Below are 16,014 nucleotides of genomic sequence, written 5' to 3'. Positions count from 1 at the left end.
GTGGAGGTAGGATTTGAGCGGCGATCGATCATAATAACAATATCATGATATTGTTATTATGATCGATCGCCGCTCAAATCCTACCTCCACTTCAATCAATTCCACGCATAATCATTCTCCAGCCATATTGGTATTTTCAACATAAAAATCATATATTTACGCGTTATCATCCCCGCAATCCGCAAATTGCAGGCCGTAAAAGCAAGATTCTGGACACGGATTTCATCCGTTCTCAATTATTCATATATAATTCAATGCAGCATATATTTTATATGTGTCCGCATATATATCTATATAAATATATGTTTATGGAATTCTCCCGGGCCGAAGGTGTGCTCCCCTCTTCATCTCGGTTTCCAAATCCGAATTCTTCTTCTGGTTGTGCAAATATTGCTTCTTCCGCCGACGATTCATAATCTTCGCCACCCTTCGCCTCATCAGGGCGGTATCTGCACGGGCTGCAAGAACGTACATCTCATAGAGACCCATTTGAACACACCTTTCCTATCACGCGACGCAGTTGCGACCGTGTTATGAGCTTCATCTCTCTTTCCCATCTGCCTTTCAGCTCGATGGGCATTGCAACGGGGCACTGAAAATTGCCGCCTGTGGAAAATAAAGACACTTATCAGGGCCCCGCTTCAGCGATTTACGCCCGTCAGAGCCAATCCTTCAGCCAACGACCTTCAGAGGAATAGAGAGGTCCACCACAAACCCCATCGATCTCTCCTTCGTTCATTGACAGAGGCCTTTCCCTGTCAGACGCCGAAATATGAGAGTGACGTCCTCTCCCACAATCGGCGCTGGCTCCGCTTCAAACCGGAATATTTCTGGTTCATCGCCGAACAGGGACAGTATAGGTCAGGTCAACAGGGTCGGGGATTGGCGGGGACGCAAAAGTCCCTTACCAAAAGCCTGAAAAGAGAGGTGGAAGGGCATCAAGTCATTGAAAATGAATTAGTTATTTTATTTCAAAAACACGAACAAAAACAACGAAAGCAAGGCAAAAAAATTTCTACTTCGGCATCATTTACAAAAAGCATGATGATATTTGCCTCCGGCTGAAACTAACATCTAGCGACTTGCCGTCGTTCTTCACATGATGAGAGATATCACTTCTGTCTGAGAGCATCGAGAATGACCCTGAAGGCTGCTGATGATTGCCGTCGACTAGGGTAATACAAGTGATACCCCGGATAGGACGGGCACCAGTCTGACAACACCTGGATCAGCCGCCCTGCCTCAATGTCCTGTTGCGCCAAACCATCAGGCACGAAACCGAAACCATACCCGCTGAGCGCAGCTTTCAAAATCTGATTGATACCGTTGCAGATGACCTGACCGTCCACACGGACCCGCAGTTCTTCACCATCTTTTTCGAATTCCCATGCATAGGTCCCACCATGGGTTGGGAGCCTGAGATTTATACACTGATGCGCCGTCAATTCCTGCGGCGTTATCGGAATTCCTCGCTCTTTGATGTAGTCAGGGCTGGCAATAACGATCATCCGTTGGTAGGGGCTGATACACACCGAAATCATGCCCTGCGACACGATCTCCCCTAATCTCACCCCCGCGTCGAATCGCTCAGCAACGATGTCCGTCAGTCCGTAATCGACGATGAACTCGACCTTGATATCAGGATACTGCCAGAGAACCCTTTTGAGTTTCGGCCATAAAACCGTGTCGATGGCGTAGTCCTCAGCAGTGATGCGGATTGTACCAGCGGGCTTGTCTCGAAGTTCGGTGATCGAAAAAAGCTCTTCCTCAATTTCCCCGAACCGGGGAGCGATCACATTCAACAGGCGTTCACCCTCCGTGGTGAGTGAAACGCTGCGCGTGGTGCGTGTCAGAAGTCGGAGCCCTAGCCGAGTTTCAAGAGCCCGTATCGTGTGGCTAAGACCCGATTGTGACATGCCTAATTGTGCGGCCGCCTTGGTGAAGCTCTGCTCCCTTGCCACTACAATGAACGCCAGAAGGTCGTTTACGTTCGCTCGCAGCATTCGGCAGAGTCCTTGGAATGGAATGAAAACGGCATACGGCCAGTATCGATAAGCTCAGTCACATATTATTGCTCTTCACGAATAAGTCGTCAAATCCGGTCTGCTCTAACCTTCATCATGAGTTCCGAAAGACAGACGGCGGAGTCTCTTTCCCCTTGTCGCAAAGTACTTCTGGAGCCGAGGAAACCGATTTCTCATGTGATAGATTTATGCATGCGACACATAAGCGCTTGCGAAAGTCAGCCGATAATCACGCTGTTCCCACTCGATTATATTCCTCCTGCAACCAACCGGACGGCAAGGAGAACGACGATGGGCAATGAACTGGATACATCGCATGATCGACAGGAAATGATCGGTATCGGCCGACGCAAGCTTCTCAAGCTGACCGGCGCTGGCGCAGCCGCAGCAGGCATAATGACATTAGCTGCTCGCCCAGCGTTCGCCCAGTATACTGGCACATGGGACAAGACGTTCGCACCGAGTGAACGCGTAGAGCACCGCAAGGTTACTTACGTCAACCGCCTGGGGATCAATCTCGTCGCTGACATGTATGTCCCCAAAAACCTTGATACCTCGCGACGCCACCCGGCGCTGATCGTGGGCCACCCTTACGGTGGCGTCAAAGAGCAAACCTCCGGGCTATACGCACAAACGATGGCAGAACGAGGCTTCGTTACCATTGCGCACGATGCCTCCTACAACGGTGAAAGCGGCGGCCAGCCACACTTCATTTCATCGCCCGAAGCCGTCATCGAAGACTTCAGCGCTGGCGTCGATTTTCTCGGTTTAGACCCGCGTGTTGACAGAAATCGTATCGGGGTGATCGGCGTTTGCGCTAGTGGCGGTTTCGCCCTTGCTGCCGCTCAGATCGATCCGCGTATGAAAGCGGTGGCAACCGTCAGTATGTACGACATGGGCGGAGCGAAATGGGCATGGAAAGGCGAGACGATGCAGGCCGATGCGCGGACCGACCTTCTTAATAAAATCGGCGAGCAGCGCTGGGCCGAAGCTGGAGGGGCGCCGAAGCAGTACCTCGCTCTGCCTGAAGCTCTGACGCCCGAAACGGATGCAATCACGCGGGAATTTTTCGATTACTACCGGACACCGCGTGGCGCTCATCCGCGTGCGACAACCGCAATGAACATTTCCGGTGACCCGTCCTACCTGCATCTCCGTCCGTTCGATCATGTCGACATGATCTCGCCACGACCCGTCTTGTTGGTCGCCGGGGAAAATGCTCACTCGCGTTTCTTCAGTGAACAGGCAATTGCGAAGGCGGCAGAGCCCAAGGAACTGTTCATCGTTTCAGGTGCTGGCCATGTTGACCTCTACGACAAGGTCGACCTGATCCCGTGGGACAAGCTGAAGTCGTTCTTCGATCAGCACCTGTCAGCGTAACCAGCGACACGACTTTACCAACGATGGGGCGGAGGAGCTTTACTGAAGGCGGCAAACATCCTTCGCCTGATTACCCGCACGCCGTCCCATGACCGGGTGGCATCTACTCGACACAGGTAACAATCATGACGAAACCTCTGTTATCGGCAATCGCTCTGGCGTGTGTGTTAGGCTCAACGGCAACCTCGCAAGCCCTGGCGAACAATCAGCAGCCTGCGCGTACCGTAGCCGGAATGTCCAGCGACGACTGGAACGTCGAAACCATAACGGAAGACCTTGACTATCCCTGGGACATAGAAGCTGACGGTGACACAGTCTTCGTCACAGAGGCAGCGGGAAACATTGTCGTCGTTCAAAATGGCCAGTTGCGCAGATACAATCTGCAAACCTCGACCGGGATAATCCGTGACGGTGGCGGCGGCCTTCTTGGCATGGCGCTTGCCCAAGATTTCGGGACTTCGGGCACGGCCTACTTTTACCATACCTATCGTGCCGATGGCAGCCTGCGCAACAGGGTTATCGAAGCTGTATTCGACGGCAATTCATGGCGGGAAACCCGAACTCTGCTACAGGGAATTCCGGGGCACAGGCTCTATAACGGCGGTCGTCTGGCAATCGGTCCGGATGGTCATCTCTTCGTCACCACCGGGTGGACTGAGAACGGCAGCCTTCCGCAAGATCGCGACAGCCTTGCGGGAAAGGTGTTGCGGATGACGCTGAGCGGGGAAGTACCTTCCGACAATCCCTTCAAAGGGTCCTATGTTTATTCCCTCGGGCACCGAAATCCTCAAGGGTTGGCGCGGAACCAAGACGGAGAAATGTTCGCCGCAGAACACGGGCAATCCGCCCGTGACGAAATAAATTTGATCAAGCCCGGAGCGAACTTTGGCTGGCCATTGATCGATGGCGACAGGCAGCGGGATGGAATGGAAACCGCATACCTTCACTCCGGCAGCGACACCTGGGCACCGTCGGGTATCACATTCCGAGGTAGCGAACTTCTCGTGGCCACTCTCGTCGGACGCGGCATCTATGCTCTCGACGCGCGGAGGAGTGAACTAAAGCCGATTTACACATCGGGGGATCGGTATCGAGACGTGCTCTCCATCGGCAATGACATCTACGCCATCACCACGAACCGATCGCCACGAGGCGAAGGCCCGTCGGATGATCGTCTCATCAGGTTGTCGCCCAAACTCTAGTGATAGAGGCTCAACTTCCATCTGAACAACGAGGAAATGCTGTGAACATCTCTTTCAAAAACAAAGTCGCCCTTGTCACAGGCGCCGCTTCTGGCATGGGGCTGGCGGCAGCCAGGGCATTCGCAGAGGCTGGCGCAGCGGTTGCGCTTGCCGACGTCAATGAAGACGCTGTTCGCGCCTCGGCCGACGCTCTGGCATCCGCAGGACATCGTGTTATCGCCATCCGGTGCGACGTCGCGAATATGGACCAGGTCGCGGCTATGGTCGATAGAACAGTTGCTGAATTTGGCCGTCTTGATGCTGCCTTCAACAATGCCGGTGTCCAGAGCCCCGTCGCAGAAACGGCCGATGCAGACCCCAAGGATTACGACTTCGTCATGGGTGTCAATCTGCGCGGTGTCTGGAATTGCATGAAGTACGAGTTGTTGCAGATGCGCAGACAGGGTTCCGGCGCAATCGTGAACAACTCTTCGCTCGGTGGTCTGGTCGGGATTGCGGAGCGCGGCATTTATCATGCCTCGAAGCACGGCGTGGTCGGTTTAACAAAGAGCGCAGGGCTCGAATATGCCGCCAAGGGAATCCGGATTAATGCCATATGCCCAGGCATCATAGAAACCCCCATGGTAACCGGAATGCTTGAAACGCAGCCGGAAGCGATGGATGCGCTGATGCAGGTCGTGCCGATGAGCAGGCTCGGGAAGGCAGAAGAAATCGCTAACGCTGTGCTCTGGCTTTGCAGCGATGCCGCCAGCTACATCATCGGGCATGCTTTGCCTGTCGATGGTGGTTACACCGTTCAATAAACCGCTAGACCACATTCTCAGAGGCGGGCGCATTGCGCGTTCCACAAGTCGCCCGCTCTAGCCAGTTTGGATAATGCCTCTCGCATCGAGCGCCACGAGATCCTCTCTCAAGCGTACGGCCATATCCATCCGCTCGTGAAGAATACTCATCACACCCAGATCGCCGTTATCAAGCGTTCTAAAAAACAGGTAATGATGCTCATACCGGCTGAAGTAAGCCTCACTCTTGAGGTCACCGGGGACGGCAAGCCTTTGGGGAAGACGCCGCCAAAGCAGGTGGTTATCGCAAAGGCGCTGCAAATGCGCGTGCAGGCCACGTATATAGGTCTCAGCCTGTGCTTCACCCCAAGTATCCACGGTGTCGCGCCAGATTTTATCCTGTGCGGCATCGGCAGGCGCATAAAAGCGATAAGCTGCCATAACTAGCGACGCTTGTTTCGACCGATTACATCATCAGCAGAGACGACTCTAAACTCGCTGTCGTCCGCGCGCATTGCGGGAGCCAGTTCCTTTTGCAAGGCATCCCAGGCCTCGTCGCGGGTTTGCAGGTCACGCCGAATAAGCGCTCGAATATATTCGCTCGCATTCTCATAAAGACCGTCATCACCAATCTGCTGCTGGATATGGTCTTGCAATGCTCCGCTGACTTTGACGTGAATGCTTCCTGACGCCATGGCGTATTCCTTTCGATCTCTAAAACTATGAAAAGTGTAGCACATATTGTCAATATTCATCACGCATTGCTGGTTCGGCTGGCCACGCGTTTGGTCTTTTGCCACCAGCGGATGGTTACCAAAGAGGATAGAAGAAAACACTTTTGAAGCGCCGACGGTAAAATGATAGTTGCTCAAATTTTAGACGCAGTAAGTACATCCAATTTGCATTTTTTGCGCGCAGTCGGAGCTGTAAAATCTAATTTGGTAGCTGCGTTAAATACTCCGCCCGCTCCTTTTCGTACCGCACATAATCTTGTTTCCAGCCTTCGATTTGCGCATAACGCGGATCAGTCTTCATACCCACATAATCAACCGTCACCCTGGTTTCTGGTATTGGAGACAGCGAATTAAACTGCCTTTGCGTCAGGGCCGTACCGGCTTTCTGTATTCGGCCCCCAACCAGATTGGCGATCTGCTCTGCAATTTTTTGGGCAAAATCAGGGCCAGATACGCCATCCAGACCCGCTAACAGGTTACGGAGCCGCTTGCCTAAAGCGTCGTCGCTCGTCACTGCTCCCTGATTATCGATGGTCGCAACTACATTTCCAGCAATAACGACGTTCGCATAGGGTTTAAGGCCGGCATAATTGGAAAGATCAGGAGCTTCATGGGTGCTATACTCGCTTTCCAGGCTGCTCATACTAGTCTCGATAAGCTGTTTCTTTGCTTCCATAAATTCATCGTATTGATCCTGGGGCAGAGCAGAGATGTTCATGGGCTTAGCATTCGATAAATCGAACACGGTACAAGCTGGTCAGTTTTCCCTGGAGCTGAAGAGTGACCGTCGAAAGACCAGAAGGATTGTCGCTCGCGCCCAATGACTTGCTTCCATCCCCCGGCAGTTGCGACGTCGCGTATGCGTCAGCGGATTTAGTATCGTTCTTCTCTAGTCCACCGTAGCGAATAGCGGAGCTATAATATGTTGCCGATCCAATCGTATTCATAGCAAATCTCCTACATTACTCCCCAATCATGCCGGATTGAACTTGCCTAAAACTAACCATTACCCAGATAAATACTTAATAGCGTCGCAGCATTTATTCTAATACGATAATCAATCGCACCCAAAAAATTGCCGTAATATAACATTGCTCTTTTTTTTGCCCGAGAAGGCTAAATGACATCGTCAGTGGATAGCCACGCCACAAATCTTCATCATCCTGGCCTGCTGCCGGTTTTATGGACATCGAGTTAAGGTGTTCCTCCTGAAACCGGAGAGCATGAATGCAAAGACGTATAAGCTTGAAGCGGTGAAGTTGGTCAGGGAACGTGGGGATCACTGTTGCGCAGGCTGCTCTTGATATTGATGTTCCCGAGAATGTCTTGCGCAAATGGGTTCAGTAATACGGCGACGATCCCAGCCAGTAGATTCCTGCGGCGCCACTGCGCCACTGGCGCTGACCGCAATCCTGGCGGCATCCACGGTCGCACTTGCCTTGCTGCAGACCCTATCCGTGACGCCAGATTACTAAAACGTATGTCCTGCCCGGAATTTGGTCCGGGCAGGACTTTTTTTGAAAAGCCGATTTTCTTGCCGTCGCTCTGGTTACTTGCGGTAGGCTAGCCCACCCCAGATGCGGCCTTCGTCTCTGTGGCGGCCGCCGTGTACTGCGCCGATATAGGCAGCCGCAGCGGAAACGAGCGCGGAAGCGGCCAGCAGGAATGCTGTCAGAATACCTGCGACCCGTGCTTTTTCTGCGGCATCCGCAGCCTTGGTCTTGGCGTCGTCCAATGCCTTCTGCGCTTCCGCCTTCAAGGTATCGACCTGCTTTTGCGCTTCATCGACCTTCTTCTGTGCTTCCGCCCTGACGGCCTGCACACGTTCAACCGTCTGGTTCACGCGCGTTTGCGCATCGGTCTGGCTGATGTTTGTGCGCGCAGCGACCTGATTGGCGAGCCATGTTTTGTCGGCATCAGATATCTCGCCTGTTGCCATCAGATTGCCGAGGATTCCGCTAATCTGGCGCTGATAGTCACCGGCGCTCTGTTCACCCGTCTGAGGGGTGGCGGGCGTATCGGTCCTCAGTAGCGTATCCGTGAAATAGTCGATCGGGTTGGTTCTCAGGCCTTGCGGAAGCATCTGCTCAATGCTGGGTGCTGCCGCCTGACCGGCTCCTTGCGCCAGACCACCGGCTGCACTGCCAGCGCCGGAAATGATGCCGCCTGCCAGTTGGCCAGCCCCTTGAACGGCGCCGCCGACTGCGGAACCCGTGGCCTCGACGGCGGTCTGCGCCACGCTGCCGACAGCTTTGGCGCCACCGGACAGCACGCCGAGCGCGAGAAATGCCGAGACGACCGTCCCTAGACCCCATACGACCAAGCCATTCACACCATCGCGGACCGTCAGTTCGTTCCTGTCGGCAGCGCCGGCAGGCCGACGCATGCGGCCGGCAATATAGCCACCCAGCATGTAAGATCCGACCATGGAAATGATGACGAAGAGCGCGGTTATGATGAGCCAGACTGTGCTGATCTCGCCGCCATCGTCGGCCGAGATCGAACTCAGCCCCAGGCCGCCCGCAAATGCGGTGAGGACTGCCATGGCGCCCGAGGAGATGACGGCACCGGCGAAAATCGCTGGCCAGTCTACATAGCTGCGGTTTGGATTTGTTTCGATACCCGTTGGATCAACCATCAGCGTAGCCCCAGCAATGAGAGAATGAACAGGACAACGACGACGAGTCCGACTAGATAGATGATGGAATTCATGTGGTATCTCCTCCGAAAGGATGACCAATCCTCCGCGTAGCGGGTGATTATATGCAGCGAGAAATGTGAGCCGAGTGCTCCTGCACCAAACTCATCGCACCCGAAAAAGTTTCACGACTTCTCGTTGTTTCGGAAGGATTTTGCGCAAATTCGGCCGGCGGGCGACGGTGTGGGCTTGGATGAGGAAGAGCCTGGCCACCGGGCGAATATGAGCCTTGGCGAGGAAATCCGGGCCCGAGATCGCAAGAGGGTGCTCGCCGGCCTTTAAGCGCGGCCTTGCCCCCGTGGCGGTGCGCACTGCTACGATTTGATACATAAGTGCGGGTTTCAGGAAACATGCCGGATACCTGCAGGGCAGATCATGACCTGATCTATTTCGGATTAGGCAGGATTTCCCATGAAAAGCCAGATTTTCTTCGCCGTCGCCCTATCGGTTGCGGCAGCGGGTTTTGGAACCGTTTATTCAAGTTCAGCGGACACGCTGCCGGAAAACGCCTCTCCCATCTATGGTGTCACTCTTCCTGACGGATATCGTGACTGGACGTTCATCGCGCCCGCGCAGGAAGCGCCGCCGCTGGACGAGCTTCGCGCTGTTCTGGCAAACGATGTCGCCGCCAACGCCTACAAAAGCGGAACCCTGCCCTTTCCCGATGGCTCGATACTGGTGAAGCTTGCCTATAAGCGGCAGCAATCCACGGAGTTTCCGCCGGCCACGGTGCCGGGAGCGGCAACCACCGTGCAGGTGATGGTGAAAGATTCCAAGAAATATGCCGGCAGCCACGGCTGGGGCTTCGGGCGGTTTGTCAACGGCAAGCCGGTGGATGCCGCGCAACATGAGACCTGTCTCTCCTGCCACGAGGGCAACGTCAAGGACCATGATTTCGTCTTCACGCGCTATGCGCAGTGACAAATGACAGGGACATGCGGTTTCGCTTTAGCCGCCGTGCGCCGGTGGCGGCTTTTACACTCGATTACAAATTCACCGAAGCCCCGACACATCAGGGATACTTGGGGCCGGGAAATTGGCGCCATCGCCGGGTCGCCTTCGCCGCCCGGAGCCCGGACTCCTGCCTGAAAGGAAAAGATGATGACGTTTCTGGTCATTGCCTATCTCGGAGGGGCGCTGACAATTCTCAGCCCCTGTATCCTGCCCATCCTTCCCTTCGTTTTTGCGCGGGCGGGGCAACCGTTTCTGCGCAGCACGCTGCCCCTGCTCGCGGGAATGGCGGCAACCTTTTGCGCCGTCGCGACGCTGGCCGCGGTGGGTGGCAGCTGGGCAATCAGCGCCAATGAATATGGCCGGCTCGCGGCTCTTGCGCTGCTTGCGGTCTTCGGCGTCGGACTGCTCTCGCCGCGTGCGGCCAGCATCATCACCCGTCCGGTCGTCGAACTCGGCAACCGGCTCGCCAATGCCGCCGGCAAGCCCGGGGCAATGCCGACGGTTGCGGGCTCGCTGTTACTCGGCATCGCCACCGGCCTTTTATGGGCGCCCTGCGCCGGACCGATCCTCGGGCTCGTGCTGACGGGTGCGGCACTGAAGGGGGCCAATCTGGAAACCAGCCTGCTGCTTGCCGCCTATGCCGCCGGGGCTGCGACCTCCCTTGCCGTCGCCATCCTCGTCGGTGGCAGGGTATTTGCAGCCATGAAGCGGTCTCTGGGTTTCAGCGAGCGGATCCGGCAGGTGCTTGGCGCGGCGGTGCTTGCCGGCGTCGCGGTCATCGCGCTCGGGCTGGATACGGGTTTCCTGTCGCAGATGTCCTATGCGAGCACGGCATCCTTCGAACAGCGGGTGCTCGATCGGCTTCACACCGCCATAGCGCCCGAAGTGGCGGCGGCGGGCGTCAGCGCCGCCGCGGCACGGTCGGAGCTGCCGGTTGAGGGCAAGGCCCCATCCCTCGACGGCGCCGTGGAGTGGCTCAATTCCCCGCCGCTCACGCGTGAGCAATTGCGTGGCAAGGTCGTTCTCATCGACTTCTGGACCTATTCCTGCATCAACTGCATCCGGACCATTCCCTATGTGCGTGCCTGGGCGGACAAATACCGGGATCAGGGCCTCGTGATCATCGGCGTTCACGCCCCCGAATTCGCCTTTGAAAAGAAGATCGACAATGTCAGACAGGCCGTCGCCAACTTCAAGATCGATTACCCGGTGGCAATCGACAATGATTACAGGATCTGGCGCGCCTTTGATAACAGCTATTGGCCGGCACATTACCTGATCGATGCCAGGGGCCAGATCCGTTACCACCATTTCGGCGAGGGCAACTACCGGCAGACCGAAGAGGCGATCCAGGATCTGCTGCGCGAGGCCGGCAGCAGCGCCTCCGCCAGCGCACCGGTGAGCCCGCAGGCGACAGGAGCCGAAGCCGGTGCGGATATCGGGCACATGCGCTCGGGCGAAACCTATATAGGCTACCGGCAGGCTCGAAGCTTCGCATCCAACGAGGCGATGCGTGCAGACACGCCGCGCGACTACTCCGTCAAGACGCCTTCCCTCAACGAATGGGGACTTTCCGGCACCTGGACGATTGGCGCGGAGGCGGCCACACTTGATGCGGCTGATGGCGGCATCACCTATCGCTTCAGCGCCCGTGACCTGCATCTGGTTCTTGGGCCGGATGCAGCCGGAAAACCGGTTCGTTTCCAGGTCACCATCGACGGGCATCCGTCGGGTGCGGACCACGGCGCTGACACGGATGCCGAGGGCAATGGCGTCGTCACCTCAACCCGTCTTTACCAGCTCGTCCGCCAGTCCGGCGCCGTCGAAGCGAGAACCTTTGCTATCCGCTTCCTCGACCCCGGCGTGCAGGCCTATGCCTTCACTTTCGGCTGACCCGGATTTTCCTCCCGTACCCATCAAAACCAAAGGAGAAATATGATGCACCATCGTCTCATGCCAAAATTCGCGCTTGCCGTTGCAACCGCACTGATCGCTTTTGCCGCACAGGCGGCAGAGGTGAAGAATATCGTCATCGTCCATGGCGCGCTGGCCGATGGTTCGGCCTGGCGCAGGGCGACAGACATCCTTGAAAGCCGTGGTTTCAACGTCACGATCGTGCAGGAGCCCATCACCTCTCTTGCCGATGACGTGGAGGCCACCAACCGTGTTCTCGATCTCCAGCAGGGGCCGAGCCTGCTCGTCGGGCACAGCTACAGCGGGATGGTGATCTCGGAAGCGGGTAACCGGCCGGATGTGGCCGGGCTGGTTTATGTCGCCGCCTTCCAGCCGGAGAAGGGAGAGAGCCTTCTCGACCTCGCCGGCTCGAAACCGCCGGCCGGCAACGGCATCAAGCCGACGAAGGATGGCGCGTTCCTTTATCTCGATCCCGCCGTCTTTGGACAGGATTTCGCCGGCGATCTGCCGCGTGAGGACGCGGCCTTCATGGCAAGAAGTCAGGTCTTCGCCGCCAAGGCGGCCTTTGCCGCCAAAGCCGGCGAACCCGCCTGGAAAACCAAGAAAAGCTGGTCGATTGTCGCAACGCAGGATCGCTCGATCAACCCCGATCTCGAGCGCGACATGGCCAAGCGCGCCGGCAGTGCGGTGACCGAGATTGCGGCAAGCCATGCGGTCTTTGCCTCCCAGCCCGAAAAGGTCGCAGACATTATCGAACAGGCCGCCCGGCAATCCGCCAAATAAACCGCGCCCGCCTCGAAGTCCAACACAGCCGCCCCAGACACCGGGGCGGCTGATTGCGTAAGGAGGGCGGACCGAATGTATCAGTCTGTATCCGGAATGCCCGCTGCTACAAAACCATTCACATTCGTCCTCGTTGCGACACATCGAGGATACACGCACCGCGTTACCTGCCCGCATCCAACATGGACAGGAGAGACAGCAATGAATTCCGAGATCAATTTCCAGCGCCGCCGCTTCTTCGGCATTGCCGCAATGACGGTTGCCGCCGTCGAATTCGGGGCCGCAGGCCTTGCTCATGCCAAGGGCGAAGCGCCTTCGCCTCAGCCGTCAACCGGACGCGACGGAGCCACCTCCTTTGGCGCCCTGAAGCAGGTTGAAGCGGGCGTACTCAGCGTCGGTTATGCAGAAGCCGGCCCCACAGACGGCCCGGTCGTGCTGCTGCTGCACGGATGGCCTTATGACATCTACAGCTATGTCGATGTCGCACCTATCCTTGCATCGGCTGGATATCGGGTACTCATCCCCTATCTGCGCGGATATGGCACGACCCGTTTTCTCTCGGACGACACCGCACGCAACGGACAGCAGGCGGCGCTTGCGGTCGATATGATCGCCTTTCTCGACGCGCTCGGCGTCAAGCAGGCCGTCGTTGCCGGTTATGACTGGGGCGCTCGCACCGCCGACATCATGGCGGTGCTCTGGCCCGAACGTTGCACCGGGCTCGTATCGGTCAGCGGCTACCTTATCGGCAGCCAGGAGATCAACAAGAAGCCGCTTCCGCCCAAGGCGGAACTCTCCTGGTGGTATCAGTTCTATTTCGCGACGGAACGCGGCCGTGCGGGCTATGCCGCCAACACCCGCGACTTCGTGCGCCTGATCTGGCAGACGGCATCTCCGACCTGGAAATTCAGCGACGAGACCTTCAATCGTTCGGCCCCCGCATTCGACAATCCCGACCATGTGGCCATCACCATCCATAATTACCGCTGGCGGCTGGCACTGGCCGACGGAGAAGCCAAGTACGACAATTACGAGCGCCAGCTTGCGAAACTTCCCGTCATCACCGTGCCGACGATAACGCTGGAAGGCGACGCCAACGGCGCGCCGCATCCGGATCCTTCCGCCTACGCATCGAAGTTTTCCGGCAAGTACCAGCACCGCAACATCAGCGGCGGCATCGGTCACAACCTGCCGCAGGAAGCACCCGAGGCTTTTGCCAGGGCTGTTCTGGACGTCGCAAAGCTTTAAACTTGCCGAAGCCCGCGAACCGTTGTCTTACTGCATGTGACGCAGGGGACGCGGTAGCGGGCCACTCGAACCGTCCGGACGACGAAGGCATCCAATGGAACATATCGACCATATTCTCGTCGTAGACGACGACAGGGAAATCCGGGAGTTGGTTTCCAGCTACCTGAAGAAGAACGGCCTGCGCACGAGCGTGGCGGCCGACGGACGGCAGATGAGAAGTTTTCTCGACGGCAATACCGTCGATCTCATCGTGCTCGACGTGATGATGCCTGGCGATGACGGGCTGGTCCTATGCCGTGAGCTGCGAGCGGGGAAACACAAAGCCACGCCGGTCTTGATGCTGACCGCCCGCGATGACGAGATGGATCGCATTATCGGGCTCGAAATGGGAGCCGACGACTATCTGTCGAAGCCCTTCGCTGCCCGTGAGCTTCTTGCGCGGATCAAGGCCATCCTGCGCCGCACGCGGATGCTGCCTCCCAATCTGCAGATCAGCGAGGCCGGGCAGCTCCTGACCTTTGGTGACTGGCGCCTCGACACGGTGGGCCGTCACCTGCTCGACAGGGAGGGCACGACCGTTGCCCTGAGCGGGGCTGAATACCGGCTTCTCAGGGTCTTCATCGATCATCCCCAGCGCGTCCTCAACCGGGACCAGCTGTTAAATCTCACCCAGGGACGCGATGCGGAGCTTTTCGACCGGTCGATCGATCTTCTTGTGAGCCGCGTGCGCCAGCGCCTGGGGGATGACGCGCGCGAACCCATGTACATCAAAACGGTACGGGCGGAGGGTTATGTCTTTGCGGTGCCCGTGGAGATTTCGGAGCCGAGGATATGAACGGCCCGCGCCTGCTCGCCGGCTGGTGGCCACGCTCATTGCGGTCCAGACTTTTCATCATCCTTTTTGCCGGCCTCGCCATTGCCTACGGCCTGTCGTTCAGCATCCTCTTTGCCGAACGATATATGTCGGCAAAGGCGGTCATGCTCGGCACTCTGGAGCAGGATCTGGCGGTATCGATCGCCATCATCGACCGCCTGCCTGCGGAAGAGCGGGCGCAATGGGTCCATCGCCTGAGCCGCAACAATTATCAACTCGTCCTCGGCCCCGGTCTTCCCGGTGTTTCCGACATGACCGGCCGCGGCGCTGAAATTGCGCAAAGGATCGAGGAAGCCGCGGGACACCGTTTTCCCGTCAGGGTCGAGTCCATTCCCGGCGACGGCAAGCGGCTTCAGGCGCACCTGACGCTATCGGACGGCTCGCCCCTGACGATCGACGTGACACCGCGCGGCGTGATGCCCCTGGCGGAATGGCTGCCTTATGTCTTCGCCGCGCAGATGGCGCTTCTCCTCCTCTGCACCTGGTTTGCAGTGCGACAGACGACCAGACCCCTCAGCGCGCTTGCTGCGGCAGCCGAAGCGCTGGATCCGGGGGAAAAGGGGTCGCCGATGAGTGAGAGCGGCCCAAGCGAAGTTGCTCACGCCGCCCGCGCCTTCAACGCCATGCGCGATCGCGTCGCGCAATATCTCGAGGAGCGTGTCCAGATTCTTGCGGCGATCTCGCACGACCTGCAGACGCCCATCACCCGGATGCGGTTGCGGGCCGATATGGCAGACGATACGCCGGAAAAGGAAAAGCTGGTCAGTGACCTGCGTGAAATCGAACGTCTGGTGCAGGATGGGATCGCTTACGCACGCAGCGCTCACGGCAATGGCGAGAAATCCTCCCGTATCGATCTGGCCTCTTTCATCGACAGCATTGCCTACGACTATCAGGATACCGGAAAAGCCGTAACGGTTGCCGGCATGGTGCGCGGCACCGCGTCGACAAAGCCCCATGCATTGCGAAGAATCCTGACGAACTTCATAGATAACGCCCTCAAATTCGCCGGCAGCGCCGAGATTAAAGTGGACCGGCGTGGTGAAGGCACAGTGGTCATCACGGTGCTCGATCGGGGGCCGGGCATCCCGGACGAGATGCTGCAAAATGCCATGCAGCCCTTCTTCCGGATCGAAACATCGAGAAACCGCGATACGGGCGGAACCGGTCTCGGACTGGCGATCGCGCAGCAACTCGCCGGAACGATCGGCGGCTCGGTTCGCCTCTATAACAGGCAGGGCGGCGGGCTTGCGGCCGAGGTGGCTTTTCCCTGACAGGGAAACGGGTCGACGATAACCAGTGACAAAGCGCCGATACTTTTCGATACAGTTTCGCAGTTTCCGGAAACATGCCGGATACGCTGATCTATCACAAAGCTCCTATCACGAAACGCCGCAGCAGCGGCAAATGAAAGGAGCCTC

Annotated in this window: 15 protein-coding genes and 1 pseudogene; 11 read left to right on the top strand and 5 right to left on the bottom strand. The window is 57.3% G+C overall.

Going from position 1 to position 16,014, the window contains the following annotated elements; all coding sequences use genetic code 11:
• Positions 1-882: 882 nt before the first annotated feature.
• Positions 883-1,065 carry a hypothetical protein gene (locus tag PIB16_RS25335; RefSeq protein WP_271046588.1) on the top strand — a complete coding sequence of 61 codons (183 nt, stop codon included), beginning with the start codon at positions 883-885 and terminating at the stop codon, positions 1,063-1,065.
• 47 nt (positions 1,066-1,112) lie between these two features.
• On the opposite strand, the gene PIB16_RS25330 is transcribed toward PIB16_RS25335, so the two are convergent.
• The gene (locus PIB16_RS25330; RefSeq protein ID WP_271046587.1) at positions 1,113-2,003 is read right to left on the bottom strand and encodes a LysR family transcriptional regulator; all 891 of its coding nucleotides are present in this window, start codon (positions 2,001-2,003) and stop codon (positions 1,113-1,115) included.
• A 312-nt stretch (positions 2,004-2,315) separates the two neighbouring features.
• On the opposite strand from PIB16_RS25330, the gene PIB16_RS25325 reads away from it, so the two are divergent.
• The 3 genes from PIB16_RS25325 (at position 2,316) to PIB16_RS25315 (ending at position 5,409) form a co-directional block, all read left to right on the top strand.
• Positions 2,316-3,404: an alpha/beta hydrolase gene (locus PIB16_RS25325; RefSeq protein ID WP_271046586.1), complete on the top strand. Its 1,089-nt coding sequence runs from the start codon at positions 2,316-2,318 to the stop codon at positions 3,402-3,404.
• A 125-nt stretch (positions 3,405-3,529) separates the two neighbouring features.
• On the top strand, positions 3,530-4,606 hold the full coding sequence (locus PIB16_RS25320; RefSeq protein WP_271046585.1) for a PQQ-dependent sugar dehydrogenase: 1,077 nt from the start codon (positions 3,530-3,532) through the stop codon (positions 4,604-4,606).
• Positions 4,607-4,647: 41 nt separating this feature from the next.
• Positions 4,648-5,409: a glucose 1-dehydrogenase gene (locus PIB16_RS25315; RefSeq protein ID WP_271046584.1), complete on the top strand. Its 762-nt coding sequence runs from the start codon at positions 4,648-4,650 to the stop codon at positions 5,407-5,409.
• 57 nt (positions 5,410-5,466) lie between these two features.
• On the opposite strand, the gene PIB16_RS25310 is transcribed toward PIB16_RS25315, so the two are convergent.
• The 3 genes from PIB16_RS25310 to PIB16_RS25300 form a co-directional block, all read right to left on the bottom strand.
• A complete protein-coding gene (locus PIB16_RS25310; protein ID WP_271046583.1) occupies positions 5,467-5,829 on the bottom strand; it encodes a type II toxin-antitoxin system RelE/ParE family toxin in 363 nt (120 codons plus the stop codon).
• Between the two features lie 2 nt (positions 5,830-5,831).
• The gene (locus tag PIB16_RS26735; RefSeq protein ID WP_333780005.1) at positions 5,832-6,083 is read right to left on the bottom strand and encodes a ribbon-helix-helix domain-containing protein; all 252 of its coding nucleotides are present in this window, start codon (positions 6,081-6,083) and stop codon (positions 5,832-5,834) included.
• Between the two features lie 238 nt (positions 6,084-6,321).
• Entirely contained in the window at positions 6,322-6,840 is a 519-nt protein-coding gene (locus tag PIB16_RS25300) for a hypothetical protein (protein WP_271046581.1), read from the bottom strand.
• A gap of 505 nt (positions 6,841-7,345) precedes the next feature.
• On the opposite strand from PIB16_RS25300, the pseudogene PIB16_RS25295 reads away from it, so the two are divergent.
• Positions 7,346-7,466 (top strand): annotated as a pseudogene (locus PIB16_RS25295) (transposase); the annotation flags it as partial.
• A 205-nt stretch (positions 7,467-7,671) separates the two neighbouring features.
• Here PIB16_RS25295 and PIB16_RS25290 read toward each other — a convergent pair.
• Complete coding sequence (locus PIB16_RS25290; protein WP_174000088.1) at positions 7,672-8,760, bottom strand: hypothetical protein; 1,089 nt, start codon at positions 8,758-8,760, stop codon at positions 7,672-7,674.
• 471 nt (positions 8,761-9,231) lie between these two features.
• Between PIB16_RS25290 and PIB16_RS25285 the strand changes: the two genes are divergently transcribed.
• The 6 genes from PIB16_RS25285 (at position 9,232) to PIB16_RS25260 (ending at position 15,867) form a co-directional block, all read left to right on the top strand.
• Complete coding sequence (locus tag PIB16_RS25285; RefSeq protein WP_065656028.1) at positions 9,232-9,741, top strand: cytochrome P460 family protein; 510 nt, start codon at positions 9,232-9,234, stop codon at positions 9,739-9,741.
• 180 nt (positions 9,742-9,921) lie between these two features.
• Complete coding sequence (locus tag PIB16_RS25280) at positions 9,922-11,667, top strand: cytochrome c biogenesis protein DipZ (protein WP_271046580.1); 1,746 nt, start codon at positions 9,922-9,924, stop codon at positions 11,665-11,667.
• 45 nt (positions 11,668-11,712) lie between these two features.
• Positions 11,713-12,471 carry an alpha/beta hydrolase gene (locus PIB16_RS25275; RefSeq protein WP_271046579.1) on the top strand — a complete coding sequence of 253 codons (759 nt, stop codon included), beginning with the start codon at positions 11,713-11,715 and terminating at the stop codon, positions 12,469-12,471.
• Between the two features lie 201 nt (positions 12,472-12,672).
• Positions 12,673-13,719: an alpha/beta fold hydrolase gene (locus PIB16_RS25270; protein WP_271046578.1), complete on the top strand. Its 1,047-nt coding sequence runs from the start codon at positions 12,673-12,675 to the stop codon at positions 13,717-13,719.
• A gap of 94 nt (positions 13,720-13,813) precedes the next feature.
• On the top strand, positions 13,814-14,554 hold the full coding sequence (locus PIB16_RS25265) for a response regulator (RefSeq protein WP_271046577.1): 741 nt from the start codon (positions 13,814-13,816) through the stop codon (positions 14,552-14,554).
• On the top strand, positions 14,551-15,867 hold the full coding sequence (locus PIB16_RS25260; protein ID WP_174036665.1) for an ATP-binding protein: 1,317 nt from the start codon (positions 14,551-14,553) through the stop codon (positions 15,865-15,867). The genes PIB16_RS25265 and PIB16_RS25260 overlap by 4 nt, the downstream gene beginning before the upstream one ends.
• The last annotated feature ends 147 nt before the right edge of the window (positions 15,868-16,014 follow it).

It is taken from the genome of Agrobacterium sp. ST15.13.015 (assembly GCF_027871645.1).
GTDB lineage: Bacteria > Pseudomonadota > Alphaproteobacteria > Rhizobiales > Rhizobiaceae > Agrobacterium > Agrobacterium leguminum.
Note: the sequence above shows the minus strand (reverse complement) of the source record. Positions and strands in the feature narration are given on the sequence as shown.

Coding starts and splice junctions, on each gene's coding strand:
- PIB16_RS25330 (WP_271046587.1), bottom strand. CDS start 2,003: ATGCTGCGAGCGAACGTAAACGACCTTCTGGCGTTCATTGTAGTGGCA.
- PIB16_RS25325 (WP_271046586.1), top strand. CDS start 2,316: ATGGGCAATGAACTGGATACATCGCATGATCGACAGGAAATGATCGGT.
- PIB16_RS25320 (WP_271046585.1), top strand. CDS start 3,530: ATGACGAAACCTCTGTTATCGGCAATCGCTCTGGCGTGTGTGTTAGGC.
- PIB16_RS25310 (WP_271046583.1), bottom strand. CDS start 5,829: ATGGCAGCTTATCGCTTTTATGCGCCTGCCGATGCCGCACAGGATAAA.
- PIB16_RS26735 (WP_333780005.1), bottom strand. CDS start 6,083: ATGGCGTCAGGAAGCATTCACGTCAAAGTCAGCGGAGCATTGCAAGAC.
- PIB16_RS25300 (WP_271046581.1), bottom strand. CDS start 6,840: ATGAACATCTCTGCTCTGCCCCAGGATCAATACGATGAATTTATGGAA.
- PIB16_RS25290 (WP_174000088.1), bottom strand. CDS start 8,760: ATGGTTGATCCAACGGGTATCGAAACAAATCCAAACCGCAGCTATGTA.
- PIB16_RS25285 (WP_065656028.1), top strand. CDS start 9,232: ATGAAAAGCCAGATTTTCTTCGCCGTCGCCCTATCGGTTGCGGCAGCG.
- PIB16_RS25280 (WP_271046580.1), top strand. CDS start 9,922: ATGACGTTTCTGGTCATTGCCTATCTCGGAGGGGCGCTGACAATTCTC.
- PIB16_RS25275 (WP_271046579.1), top strand. CDS start 11,713: ATGCACCATCGTCTCATGCCAAAATTCGCGCTTGCCGTTGCAACCGCA.
- PIB16_RS25270 (WP_271046578.1), top strand. CDS start 12,673: ATGAATTCCGAGATCAATTTCCAGCGCCGCCGCTTCTTCGGCATTGCC.
- PIB16_RS25265 (WP_271046577.1), top strand. CDS start 13,814: ATGGAACATATCGACCATATTCTCGTCGTAGACGACGACAGGGAAATC.
- PIB16_RS25260 (WP_174036665.1), top strand. CDS start 14,551: ATGAACGGCCCGCGCCTGCTCGCCGGCTGGTGGCCACGCTCATTGCGG.